Source organism: Nocardioides sp. NPDC057772, assembly GCF_042798075.1.
GTDB lineage: Bacteria > Actinomycetota > Actinomycetes > Propionibacteriales > Nocardioidaceae > Nocardioides.
Genome location: NZ_JBHVKN010000219.1, coordinates 1 through 8,224 on the forward strand (window position 1 = coordinate 1; position 8,224 = coordinate 8,224).

The 8,224-nt window shown below is 69.9% G+C and carries 10 protein-coding genes; 3 read left to right on the forward strand and 7 right to left on the reverse strand.

Annotated features, from left to right (window positions below):
* Positions 1-101 precede the first annotated feature (101 nt).
* Genes ACFVJS_RS24010 through ACFVJS_RS24025 form a run of 4 tightly spaced genes read right to left on the reverse strand, consistent with a single transcriptional unit; the run spans position 102 to position 4,688 of the window.
* Entirely contained in the window at positions 102-1,868 is a 1,767-nt protein-coding gene (locus ACFVJS_RS24010; RefSeq protein WP_378885741.1) for a serine hydrolase domain-containing protein, read from the reverse strand.
* The gene (locus ACFVJS_RS24015) at positions 1,865-3,109 is read right to left on the reverse strand and encodes an MFS transporter (RefSeq protein ID WP_378885742.1); all 1,245 of its coding nucleotides are present in this window, start codon (positions 3,107-3,109) and stop codon (positions 1,865-1,867) included. The genes ACFVJS_RS24010 and ACFVJS_RS24015 overlap by 4 nt, the downstream gene beginning before the upstream one ends.
* Complete coding sequence (locus tag ACFVJS_RS24020; RefSeq protein ID WP_378885744.1) at positions 3,106-3,750, reverse strand: MOSC domain-containing protein; 645 nt, start codon at positions 3,748-3,750, stop codon at positions 3,106-3,108. The genes ACFVJS_RS24015 and ACFVJS_RS24020 overlap by 4 nt, the downstream gene beginning before the upstream one ends.
* Before the next feature lie 44 nt (positions 3,751-3,794).
* Positions 3,795-4,688 carry an aminoglycoside phosphotransferase family protein gene (locus ACFVJS_RS24025; protein ID WP_378885746.1) on the reverse strand — a complete coding sequence of 298 codons (894 nt, stop codon included), beginning with the start codon at positions 4,686-4,688 and terminating at the stop codon, positions 3,795-3,797.
* A 56-nt stretch (positions 4,689-4,744) separates the two neighbouring features.
* On the opposite strand from ACFVJS_RS24025, the gene ACFVJS_RS24030 reads away from it, so the two are divergent.
* Positions 4,745-5,269 (forward strand): cupin domain-containing protein, encoded by a 525-nt coding sequence (locus ACFVJS_RS24030; RefSeq protein WP_378885748.1) that lies wholly within the window; start codon positions 4,745-4,747, stop codon positions 5,267-5,269.
* Here ACFVJS_RS24030 and ACFVJS_RS24035 read toward each other — a convergent pair.
* From ACFVJS_RS24035 to ACFVJS_RS24045, 3 genes are all read right to left on the reverse strand, one after another.
* Positions 5,254-5,700: an NUDIX domain-containing protein gene (locus ACFVJS_RS24035; protein ID WP_378885750.1), complete on the reverse strand. Its 447-nt coding sequence runs from the start codon at positions 5,698-5,700 to the stop codon at positions 5,254-5,256. The genes ACFVJS_RS24030 and ACFVJS_RS24035 overlap by 16 nt on opposite strands.
* Positions 5,701-5,731: 31 nt before the next feature.
* Positions 5,732-6,208, reverse strand: a complete 477-nt coding sequence (locus tag ACFVJS_RS24040) for a pyridoxamine 5'-phosphate oxidase family protein (protein WP_378885752.1) — start codon at positions 6,206-6,208, stop codon at positions 5,732-5,734.
* Between the two features lie 76 nt (positions 6,209-6,284).
* Entirely contained in the window at positions 6,285-7,229 is a 945-nt protein-coding gene (locus ACFVJS_RS24045) for a helix-turn-helix transcriptional regulator (RefSeq protein WP_378885754.1), read from the reverse strand.
* A 100-nt stretch (positions 7,230-7,329) separates the two neighbouring features.
* Here ACFVJS_RS24045 and ACFVJS_RS24050 point away from each other — a divergent pair, with 100 nt between their 5' ends.
* Complete coding sequence (locus ACFVJS_RS24050) at positions 7,330-7,737, forward strand: VOC family protein (RefSeq protein WP_378885755.1); 408 nt, start codon at positions 7,330-7,332, stop codon at positions 7,735-7,737.
* 41 nt (positions 7,738-7,778) lie between these two features.
* Positions 7,779-8,180 carry a hypothetical protein gene (locus ACFVJS_RS24055; protein ID WP_378885757.1) on the forward strand — a complete coding sequence of 134 codons (402 nt, stop codon included), beginning with the start codon at positions 7,779-7,781 and terminating at the stop codon, positions 8,178-8,180.
* The last annotated feature ends 44 nt before the right edge of the window (positions 8,181-8,224 follow it).

The following is an 8,224-nucleotide window of genomic DNA, read 5'->3' on the forward strand; positions in this document are numbered from 1 at the left end:
CCGAGACGTCGGTTAGGTCGGCCGAGTGGGCACGACGTTGCCCCTTCGGCCGACGGGAGTGACGCTTCGGCCGACGCGGGTGACGCTTCGGCAGGGAAGGGTCAGCCGCGGAGCGCGGAGGCGAGGTAGGTGAGGCGGGGGTGGTCGGCGGTGGGGAAAGCGGTGACGGTGGTCTTCTTGGCGACCGCGACCTTCCAGTAGGTGGCACCGGCGACGACGAGGAAGTCGGCCTTGGCCGAGCCGCCGTCACCGGACAGCGGCGTGGTGATCAGCTCGGGCACACCGAAGGCGCGCATCGCCGCGATGACCGGACAGTCCTCCTCCAGGGCGGCACGGGCGGCGGCGACGACGCTCGGGTGGGCGTCGGGGACGGCGTTGATGCGCAGGGTCTGGATGCGCGGCTCGGCCTCCGGCGAGAGCATGACCTCGATGTCGTAGCGGCCACGCTCGGCAGGTACCACGGCGAGCGCGACGCCCATGGCGCGGGAGAAGTAGCCGTAGGGCGCGCCGCCCAGCGGCAGCCCGACCTTGGCGCGCGCTTGGGTGATCTGTACGCGTCGGCCGGCGTCGGGGGCGTCGAGCTCGACGTTGTCGGCGAACAGCGACGGCAGCGCGAACACCTCAGCACCCGAAGGATCGAACGTACGCAGCCGCTCGACCGCGGCCTCCAGCGCCGAGTCGAGTCGCGGCCGCAGGCCCTTGACCGCCGCCGAGAACCGGTGCGGCCCTCCCCCGGAGAGCTCCTCGGAGACCAGGGAGCGCAGCGCGGTCATCGCGGTCGGGTAGGCGCCGGCGTAGGTGCTGTTGGACAGCGTGATCACACCCAGACCGGTCGCGGGGTGCCAGACCATCCGCGAGCCGTAGCCGGGGTAGCCGCCGGAGTGGTGGACGATCTGTCCGAGCCGGCTGTCGTGGTCGACCATCAGGCCGTAGCCGTAGCCGGCGGCGAGCGCCCCGACCCCGGCATCGGGGCCGTCGAACCCGAGCGAGGCCGACACCGACCCGAACCGGTGCAGCTGCTGCATCTCGCGCCGGGATGCCTTCGACAACGGGTGCCCGTCGGCGGCGGAGGAGAAGGCGCCCAGGAACCCACCGACCCAGCGCGCCAGGTCGGCGACCGAGGAGTGCAGACCACCCATCGCCGCGAACGACCCCGACGACATCGGCGCGGTCGGTGCCCACGTCGGCGGCCCCTCGAGCCGGTCGCCGGCCCAGGCCGGGTGCAGCGGCGGCACATGACCGGGCACCCGATTCGGGACCGCATCAGGCGAGTAGGCCGAGGAGGTCATGCCCAGCGGCGCCAGCAGCTCGTGCTCGACGAAGTCGCGGTTGGCCCCCTCGGGCGAGTCGCCGCCCACGACGTTCTCGATCGCGCGGCCGAGCAGCGCGTAGCCGAGGTTGGAGTACTCGAACCCGACCCCCGGCTCCTGCCCGGTCGAGAAGCCTCCGTCGAGGAACGTCCCGAAGGCCTCGTAGGACAGGGACTCCTGCCGGTCGCCCCACGGGTCGTCGGTCGGCAGCCCGGCCGACATCGAGAGCAGCAGCCGCAACGTCACCGCCGGCGAGTCGGCGGAGTAGGGAGCCTGGTCGACGAGCTCGGGCACGTACTGCGCGATCGCCTCGTCGAGGTCGACCAGCCCGCGGTCGCGCAGCAGCAGCACCGCGGCCGCCGTGAACGACTTCGACATCGACGCGATCCGGAAGACGCTCTCCGCGGTCGGCGCCGGACCACCTTCGGTCGTCGCCCCGAACGCGCCGGTGTGGAGCAGCTCGGAGCCACGTACGACTCCATACGCCAGGCCCGGAGTCAGGTTCTCCTCGAAGCGCTGCTGGAAGAGTTCGTCGACGACAGCGGTGTTCAGGCTCATGCGGGCGTTCCTTCGGTGGCAGGTTGCTCGACGCGTTGCAGCCTAACCACCGACGGCACCGCGAGCGCGGCAAGGCAGACCGCGGCGTAGAGCATGCCGCTGACCAGGAAGACCGGCCGCTCCCCGAACCAAGCTGCCAGCGGACCGTAGAGCAGCTGTCCGACGGGCATCGCGAGGAAGGAGCCGAGCGCGTCGTAGGAGTAGGCGCGCGAGAGCATCTCCTCCGGAACGTTCTCCTGCATCGCGAGGCTCCAGCCGAGGCTGAAGATCTCGATCCCAGCGCCGGCGACGGCCATCGCGATGATGAACGGGACGGTCTCCGGCCACAGCGCGAGCGTGAAGAAGGGCAGCGAGAACGTCATGATCCCGAACATCCCCGCGCGCAGCGGACGCCGGATCGTGGCCCGCATCAGCACGATCGTCATGACGAGCATCCCGGCCGCGAGCGCCGAGTTCGCCAGGCCCCAGCCCTCGACACCGAGCGAGGAAGACTTCGCGTACGCAGGCCCCAGCACGTTGAGCCCGCCCGACTGGATCGCGTTGAGGACCATGAAGGCGACCACGACGACCCACAGCCAGGTGGTGCCCCGGAAATAGGTCCACCCGGCGCGCAGGTCCTCGAGGGCCGAGGTCTTCTCTGCGTCCGCCGGACGCGGCGGGATCCGCACCGGGAGCAGGAAGAGCGCCGCGAGCAGCCAGGTCAGCGCATCGACCGCCAGCGCCCAGCCGGCTCCGACGCCGACGACGAGCGCCGCCGCGACCGAGGGGCCCAGGATCGTCAGGGTGCCGCGCGACATCGAGAGGAGCAGGTTGGCCGGCTGCAGGTCCTTCTTCGCCACCAGCTGCGGCACCATCCCCTGCATCGCCGGGAACGCCATCGCCATCGTGGTGCCGTTGATCGCCTCCAGGACGACCAGGTGCCAGATCTCGGCCTGCCCGGTGATGATCAGCGCCGCAGCGGCGGCCTGCGTCGCGGCCGAGGCGACGTTGCTCAGCTGCAGCACCAGCCGCCGCGGGAACCTGTCGGCGATCACCCCTCCGACCAGCAGGAACACGACCATCGGGATGGTGTGCGCAGCGACCACGTAACCCAGCGCGGAGGCCGAGTCGGTCACCTCGAGCACCGCGAACGCAAGCGCCACGTGCGACATCGACGACCCGGCGAGGTTGACGAACCGCGAGGCGAAGAACCACCCGAAGTCGCGATCCTTGAGGACGAAGAGGCTCTCCCGGATGCTCACTGGGCCGCGACGTACTTCTCAGCCGCGGCACGCGGCTTGTCCCCGAGCCCCTCGATGCCGATCAGCGATGGCAGCAGAGAACGGTCGGTGGTGAGGGCCTTGAAGAGCGAGGAGACGGTGATGCCGTGGTCGGGGCGGTGGACGACGACGATCTCGTCGCCGGCCTGCAGCTGCCCCTCCTCGAGGACCCGGAGGTAGGGGCCCGGACGCGCCTCTGCCGTGAACTTCTTGACCCACTGGGCGTTGTCGTAGCCGGAGACACCCATCCAGTTCTTGAAGTCGTTGCACGGCGTACGCACGCTGCAGATCTGCAGCAGCACCGTCCCGATCCGCCACTGCTCCCCCACCAGGGCCGCGTTGACGTCGATCCCCTCGGTGGTGAGGTTCTCGGCGAACTGTCCGTCACGAAGCGGCGCACCCAGCCGCGAGCCCCACGCGTCGAGGTCTTCGCGGGCGAAGGCGTAGACCGCCTGCTCCGCGCCACCGTGGTGGCGGCGGTCGGTCTGGGTGTCGGTGACGATGCCTTCCGGGCCGACCGTCACCGGCTCGGGTGTCGCGATCTTCTCCATCGAGGTGGCGCCCACCTCCGCCCACTCCGCCGGCTTGGACTGACCGATGTTGACGCTTCGCACGATGGGCACGGGGCGATTGTGCCGCCGGGTCCGGCACCGGTCGAACGAGTTTCTCAGTCCTGAACGGCCTTCGCGACGGAGATCATCGCGGTGATCCAGTCCTTGTCGGGGTCCGGGTTGTCCTCGACCTCGTCCTTGACGTTGACGAGGAGCCGCAGCACCACCCAGGCCCGGGCGCGGTCCTCGTCGAGCTCGGCGGCGTCGACGAGGGCGAAGAAGCGGTCGCGTACGCCGTCGCGGATCCGCCCCGCGTACTCGTCGAAGCGGTTCCAGAGCATCGGCGCGAGCTCGTAGTGCGGGTCGCCGGAGAGCGGCTTCGGGTCGATGACCAGCCACTCCTCACGATCGCTGCGCAGGACGTTCTCGAAGTGCAGGTCCGTGTGGATCAGCCGACCGTCGGTGGCCTCGTCGCGGGCGAAGTCGCGTGCGATCGACCGGGCCTGCTCGACCATCCGCGGCGGCACCGGGAGCCGCCGGCTCTTCTCCCCCAGCTCGTCGGCCCAGCGTGCGGCCTGCTGCGACAACGTACGCAGCTGCGGCGGAGCCGCCACGTGCAGCCGCCGGTAGAACCCGGCCACGAGCTCGCAGGCCTGCACGTCCCACATCTGCGAGAGGTCCTCGGTGTGCAGACGTTCGAGCAGCAGCGCGAACCGCTTCGGGTCGGCCCGCAGCAGACGTACGGCACCCCGACCGCCCCACACCTGCAGCGCCAGCGCCTCGTGCTCGGCCTCCCAGTGGGGCCAGCCGACCTTCAGCACCGCGGCCTCGCCGTCGGCGGTGCGGACCGGGAGCACGGCCGCGCAGTTGCCGTGAGTGGTCGGACCGTCGATCGTCAGCGACCACTCCTCGACCAGGTCGCGGAGCAGCGCCGGGAGCTCCTCGAGCCACGCGGCCCACGACGGCCCGTTGGCCGCGAGCGCCAGGAAGGAGTCGGGCACGAGCGTCACAGCGGCAACCCTAAATCCGCTTCCCAACCCCCGACCGATCGGGCAGGTTTGGGCCCATGTCACTTCCAGAGTCGATGGGGACCAAGGGCGTTCCCTACCCGCCCGAGCGCTACGACGGCGAGGCCGGTGAGGTCTCGGCGTTCTATCGTCCCGACAAGACCGCGCCCGATCTGACCTATCCCAACGGCGTGAAGGTCGACTATCTCGCCACCGGCGCGACCACCGCGGGCGACTACGGGCTCTACCGCTGGCACTTCGGTCCGGGCGAGACCGGCCCGGGACCACACTTCCACCGCGCGGTCGCCGAGTCGTTCTACGTGCTGACCGGGACGGTGCGGATCTACAACGGCGAGGAGTGGATCCCGGCCGGCGCCGGCGACTTCGTGCACGTGCCGGTCGGGGGTCTGCACGGCTTCCGCAACACCACCGACGAACCCGCCTCGATGCTGCTCCACTTCACCCCGGGCGCGCCGCGGGAGGGCTACTTCGAGGGGCTGCGCGAGCTGGCCGAGGGCACCGAGCTCAGCCCGGACGACATGGCCGAGTTCTACAAGCTCCACGACAACTACTGGGTGGACTGAGCCCTCCAGGCCTCGATCCCGAGGTGAACGATGTCGGCGGCCGACGTGGGCACCGCGGCCGCCTTCTCGAGCGGGACCCACTCGGCGAAGTCGGTGGTTCCGTCGACCTCCAGCGTGCCCAGCTCACCCCCGACGATCCGCGCCTCGAAGATCACCCGGGTGGACTGGTAGGGCCGGCGACCCGGTTCGAACGGCACGACGTACACGTTGGTCGTCAGCGGAGCCCCGACCTCGACGTCGTAGCCGGTCTCCTCCTTCACCTCACGTCTGACCGCGTCGGGCATCTGCTCGCCGTAGTCGACACCGCCGCCCGGGAGCGTCCATCCGGGCTCGGTGCGGTGGTTGCCGTTGAACCAGCTCAGCAGGATCCGCCCTGCGTCGACGATGACGGCGTACGCGGCCACCCGGGTGTCGTACTCGGTGAAATGCATCCCCGGGAGACTACAACGGGCCGGCCGCAGATCAGTCGAAGACGAATGCCGTCGCGTCCTTGGGGAACGACGTCCACGCCCGGATCCGGCTCGGATGCACGGCGGGCACCCCGTCGGTGTAGTGCTCCGGCTTGAAGACGTTCTCGCCGTACTCGGGATACTTCGCGTTCAGCAGCCCCGCAATCTCCTCGGCGACCTCAGGAGCGAAGCTCGTCTCCCGCACCTCACCCTCGATGACCACCAGCTTCCACGGGTCCGGCAGGTTGACCGTCACCTTCGGGTGCGCCGCGGCCAGCCGCCGGTGCAGCGTCTCCGGGCTCCCGCCGTAGACCAGCTTCTCCTCGAACCAGATCCCGTCCAGCGGCGTCACGTGCGGACTCCGCCCGGGCCTCTCGAACGCGAACCAGAACTGCTTCGCCTCGATCAGCTGCTGGCGTACGTCCTCCCACGCCAGCAGCTCACTCGGCGTGCCGTACTCCTTCGGGAACCGAACCTGTTCCGTGCGCATTCACCCTCCTCAGATGATCTCCCTCCGAGTAGACCATCCGGGGCCGACGACCCGCTTAGCCGAAATTGCTCGACCTTCAGCCGTACGCAGCCGCCAGCTCGGCCCCGATCCGTGCCAGCTCCTGGCATACGTCCTCAGGTCCGGTGACCTCGATCATCGCTCCCCATCCAGCCAGCTGCTCGGCGAGGGACCTGGCGGTGTGTGCGGCGACGGTCACCTCGATCCGCTCCTCCTCGTCGACGGGTGACGCGTCACCGACCACCTCGAGGTAGGTGCCGAAATGGTCCCGCAGCACCCACAGATGGCGACGCCGCAGCAGCACGGTGGCCCGGACCCGAGCGCGGCGTCCTTCGACGTACGCCACGACCCGCTGCCACTCGCGGGCCAGGTCGAAGTCCTCGGGCCGCTCCGCCTCCTGCGTGGTCACCTCCACCGAGGCGACCCGGTCCATGCGGTAGGTGCGTACGTCAGGACTGTTCTCGCGGGTCGCCAAGAGGTACCACAGGTCGTCCTTGGCGACCAGGCCGAGCGGGTCGAGCAGCGTCGCACTGACCTCTCCGGTGCGGTTGGTGTAGTTCACGCGCACCCGCCTCCGCTCGATCACCGCCTGCTGCACTGCCTGCACGATCTCGGGCCGGGAGCGGCGGAGCTCGCCCCAGGACGCAGCGTCGAGACGTACGGCCTCCGCGGCCGCGACCGCGTCTGCCCGGAACGGGCTCGGCAGCGCCCGGAGGAGCTTGCGCAGCGCCTGCTGCGCCTCGGCCGAGGCGCCCGCACCCGGACCCAGCAGCGCGAACAGCGCCTGCGACTCGGGACCGGTCAGCCCGCTGAGGTCGGTGCGCGCGCCGCCGACGAGTGACCAGCCGCCGCCCCTGCCCGCCTGCGGGTAGACGGGCACGCCGGCCACCGACAGCGCCTCGAGGTCGCGGCGAGCGGTGGCGACCGAGACCTCCAGCTCGGTGGCCAGCTCGGCCGCGGTCACCCGGCCACGCGCCTGCAGCAGCAGGAGGGTCGCGATCATCCGCTCGGCTCTCACACTCAGAACATTCCATACAAAGTGCTCATGACGTGAGCACTTTGAACGGAAGCATGGATCTCACCACCACGAAAGGATGAGCGCCATGTTCCGCGGATTCACCACCATCAACTACCTCGTCGACGACGTGAAGGCGGCCGAAGCCTGGTATCAGGAACTGCTCGACGTCGATCCCTACTTCGTACGTCCCAACGCCGAGGAGCCGGCGTACGTAGAGTTCCGCATCGGCGACAGCCAGGACGAGCTCGGTCTGCTCGACCGCCGATACGCCCCCGACGGCTGCTCCACCGCCAGCCGAGCGGGCGCGATCATGCACTGGCACGTCGACGACGTGCAGAAGTCGTACGACCATCTGCTCTCACTCGGCGCGACCGGCCTCGCCGCGCCGCGACCGCTCGGCGAGCCGGGCTGGGAGATCGCCACGGTCGCCGACCCGTTCGGCAATCTGATCGGGCTGATGCACAGCCCTCACTACCTGGCCGTGCAGGGATAACCAGTGGCAACCGCTGCGCCCGCGCCGGGATCATGGCGCGGGTGACAGCACCACGAGCGGTCGGCAGACGCATCTCATTCTCCGACGTCCCGCCCCACGTGACCGGGTGGATCGAGTCGACCCTCGACTCCCGCGTGATCTCGTACGCGGACCAGGTGGGTGGCATGTCGCCGGGCTGTGCCGCGCGGCTGGTGTGCGCGGACGGTCGTCGCGCGTTCGTGAAGGCGGTCGGGCTCGACCTCAACCCGCACACGCCGACCCTGTTCCGCCGCGAGATCACCGTCCTGGAGCTGATCGGCGAGCACCCGCTCTGGGCGCGGCTGGAGGCGTCGTACGACGACGGCGACTGGGTCGCGCTCATCCTCGAGGACGTCGAAGGGAGCCATCCTGACCTAGCTGTTCTGATCACGGACGTTAGGTACGGCGGGTCGGCTGGATCATGACGAAGACCTCCGGGTGAGGTGTGGAGCTACCACGCACCCACATC